Origin of the sequence: Youhaiella tibetensis (assembly GCF_008000755.1) — a bacterium.
GTDB classification, from domain to species: Bacteria; Pseudomonadota; Alphaproteobacteria; order Rhizobiales; family Devosiaceae; genus Paradevosia; species Paradevosia tibetensis.
On record NZ_CP041690.1, the window covers coordinates 2,241,537 to 2,259,261 of the forward strand.

Sequence of the window (17,725 nt, forward strand, 5' to 3'; positions counted from 1 at the left end):
GTGCGGGGAACAAGTCGAAAACGGGCGTCAGGCCGGCAGCGTGATGTCGGTCCAGAGTTCGGAAACATCCGGCTCCGCGTCATTGGTCGCAAAGTCGGCGGCTTCCGTGACAATGGCGCGAACCTCGGCCTCGATGGCCTTGAGGCTCTCTTCGGTGCCGTAACGCTTCTCGATGATGCGCTTCTTGCTCTGCTCGATGGCATCGTGCTCGGCGCGCATCGTCTGCACTTCTTCCTTGGACCGGTACTTGGCCGGATCCGACATCGAGTGCCCGCGGTAGCGGTAGGTCAGCATCTCGAGGATGTAGGGGCCCTTCCCGCTGCGCGCATGCTCGATGGCGCGCCTGGCCGCGTCGTAGACCATGCGCACGTCCATGCCATCGACCTGCTCGCCCGGAATGTCGAACGAGCGACCGCGCTGGGAAAGGTCGGTGGTCGAAGCGGCACGTTCGACCGAAGTGCCCATGCCGTAGTGGTTGTTCTCGATGATGTAGACAACCGGGAGGCTCCAGAGCTTGGCCATGTTGAAGCTCTCGTAGACCTGCCCCTGGTTGGAGGCGCCGTCGCCGAAATAGGTGAGGCTCACGGTGTTGTCGCCGCGATACTTGCTGGCAAAGGCCAGGCCCGTGCCCAGGCTCGCCTGCGCGCCCACGATGCCGTTGCCGCCATAGAAGCGATGCTCGTTGGAGAACATGTGCATCGAGCCGCCCTTGCCTTTCGACAGGCCGCCCTGGCGCCCGGTGAGTTCGGCCATCACGCCCTTGGGATCGAGGCCCATGACCAGCATGTGGCCGTGATCGCGATAACCGGTGATCTGGGCGTCCTCGCCCTTCTTGCTCGCCATGGTGACGCCGGTCACCACCGCTTCCTGGCCGATATAGAGGTGGCAGAAGCCACCGATCAGGCCCATGCCATAAAGCTGACCGGCCTTCTCTTCGAAGCGCCGGATCAGAAGCATGTCGCGGTAGGCGGAGAGTTCCTGTTCCTTGGTCAGTTCAGGGACATTGGTTTGGGCCTTGGGGGCCGCCGTCGCCTTACGCGCCATGGGCTATGCTCCGAATAATAAGGGGTGCCGCAGTCAGTTTGGCCCATAAGGCCACAGGCGGGGAGAATAGCGCAAGAGTGTCGCAGGTACCAAGCGAAGTTTTACGCGAAGAAAACGTGCTATCAGTCTATGCCGTCTTCAATAATGTCGGTTAACTGCCGTTCAGCTAATCCGGGCGATGAACCGGCAATCGGTTTACCGTTAGGATCAACCATCACCACCACGTCTTCGGGACGGGCCATGCTCAGCATCGCCCTCGCCTGCTCGGTGAGGATGTCCGGATCGAGCCGTGCGGGGTCGAAAAGGCTGGCCCGGTGGCGGTAGGAATCGATCTCGGCCTGAAGAACGGACGATTGCGCCTTGAGTTCCTCGATATCGGCCTTCATCTGCTCCTGGCTCAACGTTCCGAACTGGCCGTTGAGCGCGCTGTAGCCGAGATAGCCCTGGAACCCGACAAGGGCGGCGGTCATCGCGAGCGGGCGCCAGAATGGAGGGCGTTTGAGACGGGTGGGCATGGTGCGCAGTGCATGATGGAGGACGTTCGCACTTTGCCCCGGACAGGGTTAAGACCGGGTTTAGGGGCATGCGATCAGCACGGGAACGCTCCGGTGGGCTTGTCGGTTGTGACACCAACCGAGAGGAACGCCATGGCCATCAAGGATCTATTCAATCGCATGTCGCACGCCGTCTCCAAGGCGACAGGTCAGCCCATCACCTTTGCCCTCGCCGTTGCGCTCGTCGTGGTGTGGGCCGTCAGCGGGCCGATTTTCGGCTATTCGGAGACCTGGCAACTGGTGATCAACACCGGAACAACGATCATCACCTTCCTGATGGTGTTCGTGCTGCAGAGCTCGCAGAACCGGGACGGCCTGGCGCTGCAGCTAAAACTCGATGAACTCATCCTGGCGGCCAGCAAGGCCGAGAACCGGTTCATAGGAGCAGAAAAGCTCACCGACGAGGAGATCCGGCAGTTGCGCGATCTTTGCGACAGCCAGAAGGTCAAGGCCGACGCCCCGAAGCCCAGGACAAAGGCTCGGACGCGATCCAAGCGGGCTACCGCCAACTAGCTTGACGCCACAGGCTGGCTCGGATTGGGAGCCCGACGTATAGTCACCTCGTCCTTCGAGCTGTCCGGTGAGCAATTGGATCGGGATTTCGAAACGCGCCTGGTTATCCGCCAGTTGGTCGAGGATTGGGCGATCTTCCGCGACGCACGCCTCTGGGATCGCTTCCGGCAGGTCTGGCACTCCGACGGCCGCATGATGGCCACATGGTTCCAGGGATCGGCTGAAGAGTTCATCCAGGTAAGCCAGTCCGGATACGACAACGGTGTGCGTATCCTCCACTTTCTGGGCGGCTCCACGATCGACCTCGCCGGGGACCGGGCCATCGCGCAGACCAAGATGACCATCTCCCAGCGCGCCCTGGTGGATGACGTCGAGGTGGACGTCGTTTGCACCGGCCGGTTCTACGATTTCTTCGAGCGGCGCGATGCGCGCTGGGGTCTCGTGCTGCGCCAGCCGATCTATGAGAAGGACCGTATGGATCCTGTCGATCCTGCGGCAACCCTGCGCCTGTCTGGTGACCTCCTCGCCCTCTTTCCTGTCGGCTATCGGCACCTGGCCTATCTGCAAACGCGCGTCGGCTACACCGTCAAGCGGGACATGCCGGGGCTCGACGGCCCGGAGGTCGAGGCCCTCTATGTGTCCGGTTCCAACTGGCTTGGAGGAAAGCCACACAGGTGGACTGGGCACTAACGAAAAAGGGGCCGCGAGCGGCCCCTTCCGGATGGTGCGATTTGACGCGAGCGTCTTACTGGTTCTTGAGGACGCTGCGGCCCGCATAGACGGCGGCGTTGCCCAGCATTTCCTCGATGCGGATGAGCTGGTTGTACTTGGCCAGCCGGTCCGAGCGCGAGAGCGACCCTGTCTTGATCTGACCGCAATTGAGGGCGACCGCGAGATCGGCAATCGTCGAATCCTCGGTCTCGCCGGAGCGGTGCGACATCACGGACGTGTAGCCGGCGCGGTGCGCGGTATCCACGGCGTCGAGCGTTTCCGAAAGCGAACCGATCTGGTTGACCTTGACCAGGATGGAATTGGCCACGCCCATCTTGATGCCGGACTTGAGGCGCTCGGTGTTGGTGACGAAAAGATCGTCGCCCACGAGCTGGACCTTCTTGCCCAAGGTCTCGGTCAGGGCCTTCCAGCCCTCCCAGTCGTCCTCGGCCATGCCGTCTTCGATGGAAATGATCGGGAAGCGCGACACCAGGCCCTCGAGGAACTTGACGTTCTCGAGCGAGGTCAGCGACTTGCCTTCGCCGGCCATCTCGTACTTGCCGTTCTTGTAATATTCGGTCGAAGCGCAATCGAGACCCAGGAACACGTCCTCGCCGGGCTTGTAGCCGGCCTTCTCGATCGACTTGACGATGTAGCTGAGGGCTTCCTCGGCGGACTTAAGGTTCGGCGCGAAACCGCCTTCGTCGCCCACATTGGTGTTGTGCCCTTCGGCCGCCAGGCCCTTCTTGAGGGTATGGAAGATTTCCGAGCCGATCTGCACGGCATGGGCGATGCTTTCGGCGCCCACCGGCATGATCATGAATTCCTGCATGTCGATCGGATTGTCGGCATGGGCGCCACCGTTGATGATGTTCATCATCGGAACCGGCAGCACGTGCGCGTTCGGCCCGCCGATATAGCGGTAGAAGGGCAGCATGGAGGACTCGGCCGCCGCCTTGGCAACGGCGAGGGACACGCCCAGGATGGCGTTGGCGCCGAGCTTGGACTTGTTGGGGGTGCCGTCGAGTTCGATCAGCGCCTGGTCCAGCGCGATCTGGTCGAGAGCATCCATGCCCTCGATCTCATCGGCGATGATGGTGTTGACGTTATCGACCGCCTTGGTGACGCCCTTGCCCAGGAACGCCGGGCCGCCGTCACGCAGCTCCACAGCTTCATGCGCGCCGGTCGAAGCGCCCGAGGGAACCGCCGCTCGCCCGAAACTTCCATCGTCCAGAACCACGTCGACTTCCACGGTAGGATTGCCGCGGCTGTCGAAGATCTGCCGCGCGACGACGTCGATGATGCCAGACATGAAAAGTCCCTTCCAACGCTAGGTTTGCCCTTGTTCGGCCCCTCATATTGAAGCTTTGTGACAGTTAAAAGAGGGCACGGCAAAAATACCTGCCGCGCCCGCGAAATCGATGCAGTTCCCGAGGCGATCAGGCCGCTTCGCTGCGCAGCTGGGCGACGAGCCGATCGATGGTCATGCCCCAGCCCTCGCCCATGCCCATCTCCAGCCATTCCCTGGTCTTGTCTTCGCTCAGGTGATCGGCAAGCTGCAGCCGGAAGATCATCTCGGTTTGCTCCCCGCGAGGCTCGAAAAGGATCGTGACGAGCGGCGCGTCATCGATGTTCCCTGGATCGAGGCTGGGCCAACCACCGACCGCGCCCCAGGTGAAGACCAGTTTCCGAGCCGGCACGATCTCGCGATAGATGCCGCCGGTCATGTACTGGGTGTCGGCATTGACCACCATGTGCTGGCGCCACGCACCCCCTACCCGCAGGTCGACCGAAATCGGCTCGGAAACCGGCATGCCCGGGTTGAAGAACCAATCCAGGAGGCCCGCGTCGGTCCAGGCGTCGAACACGACTTCGGGCGGCGCATCGAACGTGCGGCGCAATTCGATCCCTCGTCCAAGGGCATAGCTTGGGGTCATTTCTCGTCTCCTCCTGTTGATCCTTTTGCGGCAGACCGGGCTGCCATGATCTGCCTGACCTTCTCGTCGAGGCGATCGAAGCGCTCGCTGAAGAAGGCACGATATTGCCCCAGCCACTCGTCCGCCGCTTCCAGCGGGGCCGCCTCGAGGCGGCAAGGCCGGTACTGGGCCGCGCGCTCCTTGACGACGAGCCCCGCTTCCTCAAGCACCTTGAGATGGCGCGACACGGTCGGGAGGCTGATTGGAAAGGGTTCGGCCAGTTCGTTGACCGTCGCAGGACCTTGCGAAAGCCGCGCCAGCATTGCGCGTCGCGTCGGATCTGCAAGGGCGGCGAAGGTGGCGCTAAGGGCGTCCTGCATATTTGCTCAACTTGCTAATTACGTGTTTGCGTAAATACGCAAGTTCGTGAGAAAGGTCAACACGGAGCGGTTGGCGTGACACGGGCGCGGAATCGTCTAGATTTCGATCCCCGGGGGAAATCATGGCACCAATCATCCAGACGCAGGCCGTCAGCAAGCGGTTCCGGCAACACAAGCGTTTCCCTGGCATTTCGGGCGCCATCAAGAGCCTTTTCACGCACGACTACACCGAGGTCGTGGCGGTGAACGACGTCTCATTCTCCATCGATGCGGGCGAAGCGGTGGGCTATCTGGGGCCCAATGGGGCCGGCAAGTCCACCATGATCAAGATGATGACAGGCATCCTGGTCCCGACCACTGGCTCGGTTTCGGTGCTCGGCCGCACCCCGCATGAACAGCGCATGACCAACGCCTGGGAGATTGGCGTGGTCTTCGGGCAGCGCAGCCAGCTCTGGTGGGACCTGCCCGTCATCGATTCCTTCCAGCTCCACCGCCGCATCTACGACATCGCCGAGGCTCGCTTCGAGGAGAACCTCAAGCACCTCAGTGCCATGCTTGGACTGGCGCCGTTTCTCGACCGTGCCGTCCGCCAGCTCAGCCTGGGCCAGCGCATGCGCGCCGAAGTCGTCATGGCGCTGCTCCATGACCCCAAGGTGCTGTTCCTGGACGAACCCACGATCGGGCTGGACGTCGTCGCCAAGGATGCCGTGCGCAAGTTCCTGGCGCAGGTGAACCGCGAGCGCGGCGTCACCATCATCCTGACCACCCACGACCTGCAGGACATCGAGGAAATCTGCCCGCGCCTGATCATGGTCGATGACGGCAAGCTGCTGTTCGACGGCGAGTTGGGGCGCCTGCGGGCCTCTCTGGGCGCCAAGCGCCGCCTGACGCTCGAATTCGGCTCCGATCCTGGTCCCATCGCCCTGCCCTCCGCCAGCCTGACCAGCGACGAGGGCCTGCGCAAGCACTTCCTGGTCGACAACGAGGCGGCATCGCTCCTCGACCTCCTCGCAGAACTGGGCACCGGCCACGACCTGCGCGACGTCGAAATCGAAGAACCCGGCATCGAGGAGGTCATCCGCACCTTCTACCAGCGCCGTCCCGCCATCGTTTCGGCCTGAGGCGCGCCATGTACCTGGCCTTTGCATCGAGCGCCTTCCAGACCCGCCTCGCTTACCGGGGTGAAGTGTGGGCAACCATCTTCGGCGAACTGCTGCTCATCTTCGTCAAGATCGCGATCTGGATGGCGGTGTTCACCGGCGTCCAAAGCGTGGCGGGCATCACCCTGCCCGACATGATCACCTATTCAGTGGTCGCCGGCTCGCTCTTTGCCGCCTGGGACAATCGCGAACTTCTCTACGGTATCGGAGACTCGATCCGCACGGGCGACGTCGCCGTGTTCCTGCTCAAGCCATTGCGCTACCCGCTCTACCTGTTCTCGGTGGAAGGCGGAAAGATGCTCTTCGCGCTCATCACCATCGTGCTGCCGACGGCTGTGGTCACCGCGCTGGTCTACGGCCTTTCCCCTCCGGCCAGCATTTTTCACGCCGCGTTCTTCGTGCTTTTCTGGATTCAGTCCTTCGTGCTGTTGTTCCTGATGTCGGCGATCTGCGGGCTTATGGCGTTCTGGCTCATGACGGCGTTCTCGCTCGATTGGGTATTCCGCGCCTTCATGATCCTGCTCTCGGGCATGTTCATTCCGCTCTGGTTCTTCCCGCCCGGCTTCGACACCATCGCCCTGCACCTGCCCTTTGCCTGGGTCGGCTACTACCCGGCGGCCGTTTATCTCGGAAAGCTCGGGGTGGCCGATACCGTGATCCATTTCGGCTATGGCCTTCTGTGGACGCTCGCCGCGACGCTCGGCGTCGCCGCCCTCTGGCATCGCGCCTCCCGGCGCATAACGGTCCAGGGAGGGTAACCTATGAGCCTGCGCACTGCCCCACAGGTCCTGCCTTTCCTGGTCAAACTCTTCGTCAAGTCGCAGATGGAGTATCGCGGCGCCTTCATCCTCGACAGGATTGCGCAGATCATCAATTACGGCGCGGCTTACGCCGGCATCTGGATCCTGCTACTGCGCTTCGGCAACCTGGGAGGCTGGAATTGGTCCGAGCTGGCCCTGCTGCTGAGCTTCCAGTTGCTCGCCTATGCGCTGGGCGCCTCGTTCAGCTTCACCCAGTTCCGCGAGATGCAGAACCTAGTCCGCAACGGCACCTTCGAGGCGCTGCTGGTCAAGCCGTTCAGCCCCTGGGCTTATCTCGCCTTCGCTGGCCTCAACATCGGCTACCTGGGCCACTTCATCCTGGGCGTCGGCCTCATGATCTGGGCCGTCCTGCAGGTCGACGTTGCCTGGAATTTCGGCAACATCCTGTACCTCACGGCCTCGATGATCAGCGCCGCCCTGATCGTGTGTTCGCTCATGACGATGATCGGCGCGGCATCCCTCGTACTGGTGCGCTCGAACTACCTGTTCTCGATCTTCTTCGGGTTCTGGGAGTTCACCCGCTACCCGCTCTCGATCTTCCCTGCGGTGATCCAGGTGATGCTCTACACCATTGTTCCCATGGGTTTCATGGCCTATGTCCCTGTGGCCTGGCTGCTGGGCAAGGACATTCCCCTCCTGGGCGCCTGGGCCGGGCCGCTCGGCCTGCTGGCGGGCCCCATCACGGTGGTAATCGCCATGGCACAGTGGCGCTACTGCATCCGGCGTTACCAGGGAGCCGGCGGCTAGGGAGAACGCGAATGAGTCTGAAAGCCATTGGTTTCGACGCGGACGACACGCTTTGGCAGAACGAGCAGTTCTACCGGCTCACCGAAGCGCGTTTCGCCGAACTGCTCTCCGACTACGCCGATCCGGCCGATCTGTCGGCAAAGCTGCTCGAGACCGAGAAGCGCACGCTTGGTCTTTATGGCTTCGGCATCAAGGGCTTTACGCTCTCCATGATCGAAACCGCCATCCAGGTGACGGACGGCAAGATCCCCTCTTCCGTCGTCGCCGACATCCTGGCGGCAGGACGGGACATGCTGAGCCACCCGATCGAAACGCTGCCCCACGCGCGTGAGACGCTGGAACAACTGATGGGGACCTACCGGCTGATACTCATCACCAAGGGCGACCTGTTCGACCAGGAGCGCAAGCTCGCCCAATCGGGGCTGGGCGAATTCTTCGATGCGGTCGAGATCGTCAGCGACAAGACTGCGGCAACCTACGAGCGCATTTTCCGCAGCCACGCGGAAGGGCCCGGCAGCGCCCTCGTGGTCGGCAACTCACTTAAATCCGACATCGTGCCGGCCATCGCCGCGGGAAGCTGGGGCGTCTACGTGCCGCATGCGCTCACCTGGAGTTACGAGCATGTCGAAGCGCCGGCCGACGAGCCCCGCTTCAGGCAGATCGAGCACCTCGGTCAGTTGACCGAGGTGCTCGACCATTTGCGCTAGGCTCAGATCGCGCGCGAGCGCGCCGACCAGAGCACCCTGGGTTCGTACGAAAAATCCTTGTCGAACGGATAGGTCGGTACCGCCTTGCGCAGGCGCGGCAAGCGCTCGACATACTGGTCCACGACACCCGGCGAGAGCGCCATGATCGAGGGATTGGCGATCGGCGCCAGTTCGGGTGACAGGTAGCCCGACTTCACGACGACGATCCTGGCATCCATCGGATTGAACCCGAGACGGACGAAATCGTGGATGTTGTGGTACGGGCGCCGCTTGGAATGCACGACGACCGAAATACCGCCGACCTGCAGCACCGCTTCGCGCAGCACGGGATCCTCGACCTCGAGCAGGAACGCGACCTCGGCCTCGACCTGCACCGGCTTGCTGCCCGCGCTATCGAGCGTTGCACCGATCGAAACCTCGATCTTTGCGCCGACGCCGGCAGCATAGGCGGCCTCGGTGGCGGGCCGGTCCGTAATCCCGGCGAGGATAACGCCCTTGGCACCTTTCTCGATCAGCGTTGCCAAGACATCGGCACGGTCACCGACGCCGCCGGCGGTCGGGTTGTCGCCGGAGTCGGCCAGCACGACCGGATGCGTCTGGCTGGCCATGGCCCAATCGACGCAGTCCTCGACGCTCCCGGTGCGGGAGCCGAAGGCGAACTCCTCGCGCGCATCCCAATAGGCCCTGGCCAGGGTCAGCGCTTCGCGCGTCATGGCTTCGCGATCCGTTCCGGTCATCACCACGGCGGCGGTGGCGCGCGGCTCGTCCGCCCATACATAACCCACCATCAGCGAGGCGTCCCAGATGCCCGGGATGGCATCGAGCTTGGGTAGCCGGGCATAGAGGCTGCGTGCCGGCTCGTCTTCGGTGGACGTTTTCTCGCCCGGCAGCACCACCGGTATCGGGCACCAGAGCAGCGATGGCTTCTCGCCGCCCTCAAGTGTGCGCAGCAGCAGTGCTACCGAGCGCCGCATCGTCTCTTCGACGTCGATGTGGGGCGCCGTGCGATAGGTCGAGTAGCAGTCGAGATTGTCGATGATCCGCTCGCTGAGGTTCCCGTGGAGATCGTAACTGGCGGTGATAGGGCAATCGGGGCCGACGGCAGCGCGCGCGGCAGCGATGAAATCGCCCTCGGCGTCTTCCAATCCCTCCACGAAAGCCGCGCCGTGCAGGGCCAGGTAAAGCCCGTCGATCTCGCCATGGGCGGCCAGGCGCTCGAGGAATTCGCGCTTGAAGCCCTCATAGGTCTCACGTGCTATCGGACCGCCGGGCACTGCGCGTGCATGGAGCGTAGGCAGGAAGGTCGCGTCATAATCCTTGAGAAACCGGAAGGCGGGCGCCTCGAGAAGTGCGTCCCCGCGATGGACGGTGAAATCTTCGGTTCGGGACAGGACGGGATTGTAGGTGCTGGATTCGATGTGAAATCCGCCAAAAGCAATGCGCATGAAGTATCTCGGTGCTGCTGGTCCGCTACCGATGAGAATTGGGTGAAACCGTTTTCAGAGCAACGCACAATTTGTGAAAAGATTGGGGAATCGGGGCGTTCCGGAGCGGGTCCTGCTTGCGCACAGGCCGCCCGCGCTTCCTTATCGCTAGAGGCAACGCGCCGCGGCAATCCAGGGAGGGAACATTGACCCGTATCATCAAGCAACTGGCCCACGTCTGCATCTTCACCGACGACCTCGACGCCACCGAGGCCTTCTACCGCGACGTCCTCGGCATACCGGTCAAGTTCCGCTTCGTCCGCAACGGAAAGCCGCACGGATTCTATCTCGATGTGGGCGGACGCACGAATATCGAGGTGTTCGAGAAGGCGGATACGGCATTTGCCGAATCCAACGCGATCAACCACCTCTGCCTGGAAGTCGAGAACATGGACGAGGCCATCGCCCACGTCCGCGCGCAGGGCGTCGCCATCACCGACAAGAAGTTCGGGATCGACGACACTTACCAATCCTGGACGGCCGACCCGAACGGAGTGAAGATCGAACTCTTCGAATACACGGCCAAAAGCGCCCAGTTCCTTGGCGGCGACCGCAACGTCAACTGGTAGTCAGGAGAGATCGAGCGCGAACCGCTTGAGGACGTCCAGTTCCACATGGCGCAACGCGCCAAGGTGCGTGGCGCGCAGGAACACCTTGGGCGCCACGCCGGCGGCATAGGCTTCGACCCAACGGTCGGCGACAAGGCACCAACGATCCCCGGGCGACAGCCCCGGAAACGCGAATTGCGGCATGGGGGTCGAAAGGTCGTTGCCGACCGACTTCGAGAACGCCAGAAATTCCGCTGTCATCTGGGCGCAGATCAGGTGCCGGCCCTGATCTTCGGGCCCCGCAGAGCAATGGCCGTTGCGATAGAAGCCCGTCAGCGGATCAGTCGAACACGCTTCCAGCGGCTCGCTGAAGACGTTCAGTTCCGGCTCGCGCTCGAAGAACGGGCTATTCAACCGTCACGCTCTTGGCCAGGTTGCGCGGCTGGTCGACATCCGTGCCCATGAAGACGGCCGTATGGTAGGCCAGCAGCTGCACCGGAATGGTCGCCAGGATCGGCGCCACGAAGCTGGGCACCGTGGGGAGAACGATGGTTTCGGCTACCCCCGCCCCGACCTTGGCGGCGCCCTCCTCATCGGTGATGAGGATGATCTTGCCGCCGCGCGCTGCAACTTCCTGCATGTTCGAAAGCGTCTTTTCGAGCAGCGGATCGGATGGCGCCACCACGATTACGGGCATGGTCTCGTCCACGAGCGCAATCGGCCCATGCTTGAGCTCACCGGCGGCATAACCTTCGGCGTGGATGTAGGAGATTTCCTTGAGCTTCAGGGCGCCTTCCATAGCGATGGGGAACATCGCGCCGCGGCCGAGATAAAGCACGTCCTTGGCCTTGGAAAGCCGCTTGGCAATGCGCTCGATCTGGGCTTCGGCGCCGAGCGCGGCCGAAACGGCCCGCGGCAGTTCCACGAGCGCGCGCACGAGTTCGCGCTCCTGGGCTTCATCGATCGTGTTGCGGGCTCGAGCAGCCGCGACGACCAGGCTGGCCAGGGCCGTCAACTGCGCCGTCAGCGCCTTGGTCGAGGCGACGCCGATTTCCGGGCCGCAGAGCGTCGGAAATGCCACCTGCGATTCCCGCGCGATGGTGGATTCCGGCACATTGATGAGCGAGGCGACATGCTGCCCCTGACCGGCGCAGTAGCGCAGCGCCGCCAACGTGTCGGCGGTCTCGCCGGATTGAGAGATGAACAGGGCAAGTCCCCCGCTCTCGAGGGGCGGCTCGCGGTAGCGGAACTCGGAAGCGACATCGACATCCACCGGCAGGCGCGCATAGCGCTCGAACCAGTACTTGGCCACCGAGCCGGCCAGATAGGCGGTGCCGCAGGCGGAGATCGTCAGCCGGCGCAGGTCGGCGAAATCGAACGGCAGGGCCTCGCGCAACGCCACGGTTTCCGCGCCCATGTCCACATAATGGCTGAGCGTGTGCGAGATCGTTTCGGGCTGCTCGTAGATTTCCTTGGCCATGAAATGGCGGTGGTTGCCCTTGTCCACCATCAGCGCCGATGCGTTCGAGATCATGAGCTCGCGCTGCACGATGCCGTCCTGGCCATCGCGGATGGTGACGCCTTCTGGCGTGATGACGGCCCAGTCGCCATCCTCGAGATAGGCGAGGCGCGAGGTGAACGGCGCCAGCGCCATGGCATCGGAACCCAGATACATCTCCGCCGTGCCGTAGCCGATGGCCAGCGGCGCCCCCTTGCGGGCAGCGATCAGGAGCCGATCGTGCCCCTTGAACATCAGGGCGAGCGCGAAGGCGCCGCGCAAGTGCTTGAGGGTCGAGGACACGGCGAATTCAGGATCGGAGCCCCGATCGAGCTCGCGCGTGACCCAGAGCGCTACAGATTCCGTGTCGGTCTGCGTCTTGGGGAGGTAGCCATCCTTGGCGAGGTCCGCGAGCAGTTCACGGAAATTCTCGATGATGCCGTTGTGGACCACCGCGACCCGTTCAGTCGCGTGCGGATGCGCATTGCCTTCGGTGGGCGCCCCGTGGGTGGCCCAGCGGGTGTGACCGATCCCGATATTGCCGGCCAGCGGCTCGAAGGCCAGCTTCTGCGCCAGGTTGCCGAGCTTGCCTTCTGCGCGGCGGCGGCTGATGCGGTCGTCCTCCAGAGTGGCGACGCCGGCGCTGTCGTATCCGCGGTATTCGAGCCGCCGCAACGCATCCACAAGTCTTGGCGCGACCGGCTCGACGCCGATGATTCCGACGATGCCGCACATGGTCCTAGCCCTTCTTTCTGGCTGCCTTGATGGCTTCGGCCCGGGCCCGAAGCTTGGGGGCATAGCCCGGCTTGTTCTCCTGCCGGGCCCGGCCCAACGCCAGTGCATCCGCCTCGACATCCCTGGTGATGACACTGCCCGAGGCAATGTAGGCGCCGTCCCCGATGCTCACCGGCGCCACCAGCGAGGAATTGGACCCGACAAAGACGTTGTCCCCGATATTGGTGACGCTCTTGTTGAGTCCGTCATAATTGCAGGTGATCGCGCCCGCACCGACATTGACCTTGGCGCCCATTTGCGTGTCGCCGACATAACTCAGATGGTTGATCTTGGAGCCGGTGCCGATAGTGGCCTTCTTGACCTCGACGAAGTTGCCGACCTTGACCGCCTCGCCCAACACCGCATCCGGCCGCAGCCGCGCGAAGGGACCGATCTCGGCATTGTCGCCAATCGTGGCCCCTTCGATGTGGGAAAACGCGTGGATGGTGACGCCGTTGCCGACCTTGACGCCCGGCCCGAAGAACACATTGGGCTCCAGCACCACGTCGCGGCCGATTTCGGTGTCGTAGGAGACATAGACCGAGGACGGATCCTTCATGGTCACGCCCGCTGCCATGAAGTCGTCGCGGCGCAACTCCTGGAACTGCATCTCGGCGCGCGCCAGTTGCTTACGGTCGTTGACGCCCATCACGTCGTGCTCGGGAGCAACGTGGTAAGTCACGCGACGGCCGGACTGGTTGGCGAGTTCGACCAGGTCGGTAAGGTAGTATTCGCCCTGGGCATTGTTGGTCTTGAGCTTGTCGATCAGCTCCCGGAACACTTCGGCGCGGAACCCCAGGATGCAGGCGTTCGAGAGCACGATCTTGCGCTCCTCCTCGCTGGCGTCCTTGTGCTCGCGGATGGCGAGCAGCTGCTCGCCCCTGGTGAGGAGACGTCCGTAGCCGGTAGGGTCGCGCGGCTCGAACCCCAGGATCGCCGCATCCCATCCCGCATCGAGCCGGTCGGTAATGCCCTTGAAGTTCTCGGCGCGAAGCAGCGGATGGTCGGCATAGACCACGACCACGTAACCCTCGGCCTTCTCCCAGGCAGCGCGTGCCATCGAGGCGGCATGCCCGGTCCCCTTGCGCTCGGTCTGCTCGAAGAACTCGGCCTGCGGGGCGACCTGGGACACCTTGAGGCGAACATCGTCGTGCCCGGGAGCCGTCACCACGGCGAGACGGGTCGCTCCGGCGCCCGCTGCCGCCCGGACCACGTGCGAGACGATGGGCAATCCGCCGACCTCGTGAAGCACCTTGGGCGTGTTCGAGCGCATGCGCGTGCCGTCGCCGGCAGCGAGGATAATGGCCAAAACGTCGGTCATTGCGATTGTCTCACGGCAAGAGTGTGCACTGCGCTCTTTCTCACTTTTATGGCAGCAACGTGTTGGCAAAGCGATAATGCAGAACCCGCACGATGCTAAAGTGTTCTCCGGGGGCCTGATTCGACGGCCACATTCGGAGGATGACTTGACTAAGGCCGGCGATCAATTTCGGCAATCGGATGTTACATTCTGGGGCTTCGCGGCACTCGCCTGCGGCGTCGTCGCAGTTCTATCGGCGAATGTTTCGGCGCTGATACCTGAAGGGACATTCCTCAGCCTCCATCTTTCCCGCCTCGAAGGCGGCAGCATCACCGAATTGCGCCAGAAAGTGGCCGAACTCTCGGTGGACGCCGCACGGCTGCGCCAGGATGCGCGCCAGACCCAATCCCAGATCAAGCTCACCGAGAATACGAGCGGAGAGATCGCCCGCCGCGTCGGCGCCCTCGAGGTAACCTTGCCCGCCCTGGTCGAAGCCATGCCCGGTGCAGCCTCGCTGGACCATTCCATCCTCACCTCCTCGATCGCTGACGATCCGGAACGGGAGACCGTACCGGCCGATGGTGGAGCGGTATCGGTCAAGCAGACGCCGATGGCCATTGCCAATTCGTCTGAGCAAAAGGCCGTTGCCGCCGCCCAACCGATTCCCCAGGCCCTGCCCGCCGCCCAGTTCGGCATTGCGCTCGGGCCTGCCATCGCCTCCACGCAGGCGAGCGCCACGTGGGACGCGCTCAATGTGAAGCTGGGCGACATTCTTGCCGGACTTGAGCCCGTGATGAACGGGGGTACCGCCGCGGAAGACGGCCACCTGATCGCCGGCCCCTTCGCGGACGTCAAGGACGCCACCGCGCTCTGCAAGCGCCTCGAGGCTGTCGCGGTCGCCTGCCTTCCGGTGCCCTATATCGGAGCCACGATCACCAACTGAGCGCGCCGCGCCTGAGGACAGGTGTGGGCGCAGCCGATTTGCGGTTGACAGGAAAAGGCTAAACACTATGTTCCGCGCCGACACGACACGGTGCTCGAACAGATGTATCGTGGTCACGAGATGTGTGCGCGTAGCTCAGTGGTAGAGCATCCGACTTTTAATCGGATGGTCGAGGGTTCGACCCCCTCCGCGCATACCATCCCTCCCCTCCAGAGCCGATCAACCCGGTAGCGTAACCACCACGGGGCCGCGCTTCGTGGCGACGATCGTATGCTCGTACTGCACCGTCAGGGCCGGCGGCTCGCTTACCAGAGTCCACTCGTCATCAGGATCCTTCTCGACGGCGTTGCGGCCACCGAGGGAGAGGAACGGCTCGACCGTGAACACCAGGCCTTCGGCGATCTGACGACGCTCGGAACGATCGGGCCAGGTGGGAATCTCGCCCGGCTCGTCGTGAAGGCTGTAGCCGATGCCATGGCTGGCAAGGTTGCGGATCAACGTATAGCGGTTCTTCTCGGCGAACTTACCGATGGCGTTGCCGATATCGGCCAGCGGGGCTCCGGGACGCACGGCACGAATACCGGTCCACATCGCCTTGCGGCCATCGCGGCAGAGGTTTTCGACCGCCTTGGCTACCGGCGCGACCGCGTAGGACGCGCCCATGTCGGCAAAGAGTCCGTCCTTTTCGGCCGATACATCGAGATTGACCAGGTCGCCCGGCTGGATGACCCGCGGCCCGGGTATCCCGTGCGCCACTTCCTCGTTGACGCTAATGCAGGTGGCACCGGGAAATTCGTAGGTGACCTGCGGCGCCGAACGGGCGCCGGCTTCCGCCAGTACCCGCGCGCCGATCTCGTCGAGCTCCTGAGTGGTGATGCCAGGGCGCAGCGCGCCGGCCATGGCATCGAGCGCCTGGGCGCAGATGCGCCCGATTGCCTTGAGTTTTTCGAGCTCTTCGTCGGTCTTGATGATCATTGAGACTTCAACTGGTGGAAATAGGCCAGGAGCCCCCGCGTCGAGCTGTCGTGGCCTTCCGAGGAAGCAGTTCCCTCGACCTTGGGGAGCAGAGCCTTGGCCAATTGCTTGCCGAGTTCAACGCCCCATTGGTCGTAGGAGTTCACGTTCCAGATCGTGCCCTGGACGAACACCTTGTGCTCGTAAAGGGCAATCAGCGACCCGAGAGTTTCCGGCGTGAGCTTGGAATACATAATGGTATTGGAGGGGCGATTGCCGGGGAAGACCTTGTGTGGGGTCAGTTCCTTGATCCGCGGCTTGTCGAGGCCCTGCGCCTTGAGTTCGGCCTCGACCTCGTCCTCGGTCTTGCCGAGCATGAGCGCTTCGGACTGGGCCAGCACGTTCGCCACGAGCTTGGCGTGGTGCGGCGGCAGATGCTCATGGGGGTTGGCTGCGATCAGGAAATCGCAGGGAATGACATCGGTGCCCTGGTGGATGAGCTGGTAGAACGCGTGCTGGCCATTGGTTCCCGGCTCGCCCCAGACGATGGGGCCGGTCGACCAATCGACCTGCTTGCCGTTGAGCGTGACCGACTTGCCATTGCTCTCCATGTCCTGCTGCTGCAGATAGGCGGCGAAGCGGGACAGGCGCTGGTCGTAGGGCAGCACGGCCTGCGTCGAGAAATCCCAGACGTTCCGGTACCAGACGCCGATCAGGCCCATGATGACCGGCAGGTTCTTTTCCAGCGGCGCCGAAAGGAAATGCGCATCCATTTCGGCCGCGCCCTTGAGGAACTTCTCGAAGTTCTCAAAGCCCACCGCGATGGCGATGGGCAGGCCAATCGCCGACCACACCGAATAGCGCCCGCCGACCCAATCCCAGAAACCGAAGATGCGATCCTGCTTGATGCCGAAAGCATCGCAGGCCGGCAGGTTCGTCGAGAGCGCGGCGAAATGGTCTGAGACCCCCTCCTCTCCCACACCTTCGGCGATCCATTTGCGGGCCGTGGCCGCATTTGTCATGGTCTCGTCGGTGGTGAAAGTCTTGGATGCCACGATGAACATCGTGCGCTTGGGATCGAGGCCCTTGAGGGTATCGTGAATATGGGCGCCATCGACGTTCGAAACGTAATGAACGCGCAGGTCGGCGCGGGTATAGGGCGCCAAGGCCAGCGTCACCATGGCCGGCCCGAGGTCCGAACCGCCGATACCGATGTTGATGACGTCGGTGAACTGCTCGCCAGTGGCGCCACGAATCGAGCCGTCGCGAACCTGATCGGAAAACACCTTCATGCGCCCGAGCACGTCCCGCACATCCGGCATGACGTCCTTGCCGTCGATCGGGACAGCCTTGTCGCCCTGGTAGCGCAGCGCCATGTGCTCTACGGCACGATCTTCGGTGATGTTGATGTGCTCGCCGCCCCACATTGCGTCCCGCCGGGCTTCCAGGTCGACCTGCCGCGCGAAATCGAAGAGCGCCGCCATCACATCCGCATCGATGCGGTTCTTGGAATAATCGAGCAGGATATCGCCGGCCCTGGCCGAGAATTTCTCGAAGCGCGCCGGATCGGCCGCGAACATCTCCCGCATCGGCGTCTTGTTGAGGCGCTTCTTGTGCGTTTCCAGCGCGGCAAAAGCCGCCTTGCGTCCAGACTTGGCCATCGTAACCCCT

Annotated in this window: 19 protein-coding genes and 1 tRNA gene; 9 read left to right on the top strand and 11 right to left on the bottom strand. The window is 63.2% G+C overall.

From position 1 onward, the window contains the following. Positions 1–27: 27 nt before the first annotated feature. Together pdhA and FNA67_RS10865 are read right to left on the bottom strand one after the other, a co-directional pair. Positions 28–1,044: a pyruvate dehydrogenase (acetyl-transferring) E1 component subunit alpha gene (gene pdhA / locus FNA67_RS10860; RefSeq protein WP_049705129.1), complete on the bottom strand. Its 1,017-nt coding sequence runs from the start codon at positions 1,042–1,044 to the stop codon at positions 28–30. Positions 1,045–1,166: 122 nt separating this feature from the next. Continuing rightward, positions 1,167–1,514 carry an FtsB family cell division protein gene (locus tag FNA67_RS10865; RefSeq protein WP_049705130.1) on the bottom strand — a complete coding sequence of 116 codons (348 nt, stop codon included), beginning with the start codon at positions 1,512–1,514 and terminating at the stop codon, positions 1,167–1,169. Positions 1,515–1,691: 177 nt separating this feature from the next. Between FNA67_RS10865 and FNA67_RS10870 the strand changes: the two genes are divergently transcribed. Further along, a complete protein-coding gene (locus FNA67_RS10870; RefSeq protein WP_147656043.1) occupies positions 1,692–2,111 on the top strand; it encodes a low affinity iron permease family protein in 420 nt (139 codons plus the stop codon). 75 nt (positions 2,112–2,186) lie between these two features. Then, positions 2,187–2,801 carry a nuclear transport factor 2 family protein gene (locus FNA67_RS10875; RefSeq protein ID WP_147656044.1) on the top strand — a complete coding sequence of 205 codons (615 nt, stop codon included), beginning with the start codon at positions 2,187–2,189 and terminating at the stop codon, positions 2,799–2,801. Positions 2,802–2,856: 55 nt separating this feature from the next. Here the strand turns inward: FNA67_RS10875 and eno are convergent, their stop codons facing one another. The 3 genes from eno to FNA67_RS10890 form a co-directional block, all read right to left on the bottom strand. Then, positions 2,857–4,134: a phosphopyruvate hydratase gene (gene eno / locus FNA67_RS10880; RefSeq protein ID WP_147656045.1), complete on the bottom strand. Its 1,278-nt coding sequence runs from the start codon at positions 4,132–4,134 to the stop codon at positions 2,857–2,859. 127 nt (positions 4,135–4,261) lie between these two features. Then, the gene (locus FNA67_RS10885) at positions 4,262–4,759 is read right to left on the bottom strand and encodes an SRPBCC family protein (RefSeq protein ID WP_147656046.1); all 498 of its coding nucleotides are present in this window, start codon (positions 4,757–4,759) and stop codon (positions 4,262–4,264) included. Next, positions 4,756–5,118 carry an ArsR/SmtB family transcription factor gene (locus tag FNA67_RS10890; protein ID WP_049705135.1) on the bottom strand — a complete coding sequence of 121 codons (363 nt, stop codon included), beginning with the start codon at positions 5,116–5,118 and terminating at the stop codon, positions 4,756–4,758. The genes FNA67_RS10885 and FNA67_RS10890 overlap by 4 nt, the downstream gene beginning before the upstream one ends. A 122-nt stretch (positions 5,119–5,240) precedes the next feature. On the opposite strand from FNA67_RS10890, the gene FNA67_RS10895 reads away from it, so the two are divergent. Genes FNA67_RS10895 through FNA67_RS10910 form a run of 4 tightly spaced genes read left to right on the top strand, consistent with a single transcriptional unit; the run spans position 5,241 to position 8,553 of the window. Then, complete coding sequence (locus FNA67_RS10895; RefSeq protein WP_147656047.1) at positions 5,241–6,239, top strand: ABC transporter ATP-binding protein; 999 nt, start codon at positions 5,241–5,243, stop codon at positions 6,237–6,239. Positions 6,240–6,247: 8 nt separating this feature from the next. Further along, positions 6,248–7,036, top strand: a complete 789-nt coding sequence (locus FNA67_RS10900; protein ID WP_049705137.1) for an ABC transporter permease — start codon at positions 6,248–6,250, stop codon at positions 7,034–7,036. A 3-nt stretch (positions 7,037–7,039) separates the two neighbouring features. After that, entirely contained in the window at positions 7,040–7,846 is an 807-nt protein-coding gene (locus tag FNA67_RS10905; RefSeq protein WP_147656048.1) for an ABC transporter permease, read from the top strand. 11 nt (positions 7,847–7,857) lie between these two features. After that, positions 7,858–8,553: an HAD family hydrolase gene (locus FNA67_RS10910; protein ID WP_147656049.1), complete on the top strand. Its 696-nt coding sequence runs from the start codon at positions 7,858–7,860 to the stop codon at positions 8,551–8,553. Positions 8,554–8,555: 2 nt separating this feature from the next. On the opposite strand, the gene FNA67_RS10915 is transcribed toward FNA67_RS10910, so the two are convergent. Then, positions 8,556–9,998: a M81 family metallopeptidase gene (locus FNA67_RS10915; RefSeq protein WP_147656050.1), complete on the bottom strand. Its 1,443-nt coding sequence runs from the start codon at positions 9,996–9,998 to the stop codon at positions 8,556–8,558. Positions 9,999–10,183: 185 nt separating this feature from the next. Here FNA67_RS10915 and FNA67_RS10920 point away from each other — a divergent pair, with 185 nt between their 5' ends. Next, positions 10,184–10,606: a VOC family protein gene (locus FNA67_RS10920; protein WP_082202076.1), complete on the top strand. Its 423-nt coding sequence runs from the start codon at positions 10,184–10,186 to the stop codon at positions 10,604–10,606. On the opposite strand, the gene FNA67_RS10925 is transcribed toward FNA67_RS10920, so the two are convergent. From FNA67_RS10925 to glmU, 3 genes are read right to left on the bottom strand one after another with little or no spacing between them, the layout of a single operon-like run. Further along, positions 10,607–10,999: a DUF2237 family protein gene (locus FNA67_RS10925; RefSeq protein WP_049705141.1), complete on the bottom strand. Its 393-nt coding sequence runs from the start codon at positions 10,997–10,999 to the stop codon at positions 10,607–10,609. Further along, complete coding sequence (gene glmS / locus FNA67_RS10930) at positions 10,992–12,818, bottom strand: glutamine--fructose-6-phosphate transaminase (isomerizing) (protein WP_049705142.1); 1,827 nt, start codon at positions 12,816–12,818, stop codon at positions 10,992–10,994. The genes FNA67_RS10925 and glmS overlap by 8 nt, the downstream gene beginning before the upstream one ends. Positions 12,819–12,822: 4 nt before the next feature. Further along, the gene (gene glmU, locus FNA67_RS10935) at positions 12,823–14,178 is read right to left on the bottom strand and encodes a bifunctional UDP-N-acetylglucosamine diphosphorylase/glucosamine-1-phosphate N-acetyltransferase GlmU (protein ID WP_147656051.1); all 1,356 of its coding nucleotides are present in this window, start codon (positions 14,176–14,178) and stop codon (positions 12,823–12,825) included. A gap of 145 nt (positions 14,179–14,323) precedes the next feature. Here glmU and FNA67_RS10940 point away from each other — a divergent pair, with 145 nt between their 5' ends. Beyond that, the gene (locus FNA67_RS10940; protein ID WP_049705144.1) at positions 14,324–15,100 is read left to right on the top strand and encodes a hypothetical protein; all 777 of its coding nucleotides are present in this window, start codon (positions 14,324–14,326) and stop codon (positions 15,098–15,100) included. Between the two features lie 124 nt (positions 15,101–15,224). Continuing rightward, a tRNA-Lys gene (locus FNA67_RS10945) sits at positions 15,225–15,299 on the top strand. Between the two features lie 20 nt (positions 15,300–15,319). On the opposite strand, the gene map is transcribed toward FNA67_RS10945, so the two are convergent. Together map and pgi are read right to left on the bottom strand one after the other, a co-directional pair. Next, positions 15,320–16,075, bottom strand: coding sequence for a type I methionyl aminopeptidase (gene map, locus FNA67_RS10950; RefSeq protein WP_147656052.1), 756 nt, complete (start codon positions 16,073–16,075; stop codon positions 15,320–15,322). Next, on the bottom strand, positions 16,072–17,715 hold the full coding sequence (gene pgi, locus FNA67_RS10955) for a glucose-6-phosphate isomerase (protein WP_147656053.1): 1,644 nt from the start codon (positions 17,713–17,715) through the stop codon (positions 16,072–16,074). The genes map and pgi overlap by 4 nt, the downstream gene beginning before the upstream one ends. Positions 17,716–17,725: the final 10 nt, after the last annotated feature.

Excerpts from the sequence above, each read along its gene's own strand:
- pdhA (WP_049705129.1), bottom strand. The coding sequence starts at position 1,044 with ATGGCGCGTAAGGCGACGGCGGCCCCCAAGGCCCAAACCAATGTCCCT.
- FNA67_RS10865 (WP_049705130.1), bottom strand. The coding sequence starts at position 1,514 with ATGACCGCCGCCCTTGTCGGGTTCCAGGGCTATCTCGGCTACAGCGCG.
- FNA67_RS10870 (WP_147656043.1), top strand. The coding sequence starts at position 1,692 with ATGGCCATCAAGGATCTATTCAATCGCATGTCGCACGCCGTCTCCAAG.
- eno (WP_147656045.1), bottom strand. The coding sequence starts at position 4,134 with ATGTCTGGCATCATCGACGTCGTCGCGCGGCAGATCTTCGACAGCCGC.
- FNA67_RS10885 (WP_147656046.1), bottom strand. The coding sequence starts at position 4,759 with ATGACCCCAAGCTATGCCCTTGGACGAGGGATCGAATTGCGCCGCACG.
- FNA67_RS10890 (WP_049705135.1), bottom strand. The coding sequence starts at position 5,118 with ATGCAGGACGCCCTTAGCGCCACCTTCGCCGCCCTTGCAGATCCGACG.
- FNA67_RS10895 (WP_147656047.1), top strand. The coding sequence starts at position 5,241 with ATGGCACCAATCATCCAGACGCAGGCCGTCAGCAAGCGGTTCCGGCAA.
- FNA67_RS10900 (WP_049705137.1), top strand. The coding sequence starts at position 6,248 with ATGTACCTGGCCTTTGCATCGAGCGCCTTCCAGACCCGCCTCGCTTAC.
- FNA67_RS10905 (WP_147656048.1), top strand. The coding sequence starts at position 7,040 with ATGAGCCTGCGCACTGCCCCACAGGTCCTGCCTTTCCTGGTCAAACTC.
- FNA67_RS10910 (WP_147656049.1), top strand. The coding sequence starts at position 7,858 with ATGAGTCTGAAAGCCATTGGTTTCGACGCGGACGACACGCTTTGGCAG.
- FNA67_RS10915 (WP_147656050.1), bottom strand. The coding sequence starts at position 9,998 with ATGCGCATTGCTTTTGGCGGATTTCACATCGAATCCAGCACCTACAAT.
- glmS (WP_049705142.1), bottom strand. The coding sequence starts at position 12,818 with ATGTGCGGCATCGTCGGAATCATCGGCGTCGAGCCGGTCGCGCCAAGA.
- glmU (WP_147656051.1), bottom strand. The coding sequence starts at position 14,178 with ATGACCGACGTTTTGGCCATTATCCTCGCTGCCGGCGACGGCACGCGC.
- map (WP_147656052.1), bottom strand. The coding sequence starts at position 16,075 with ATGATCATCAAGACCGACGAAGAGCTCGAAAAACTCAAGGCAATCGGG.
- pgi (WP_147656053.1), bottom strand. The coding sequence starts at position 17,715 with ATGGCCAAGTCTGGACGCAAGGCGGCTTTTGCCGCGCTGGAAACGCAC.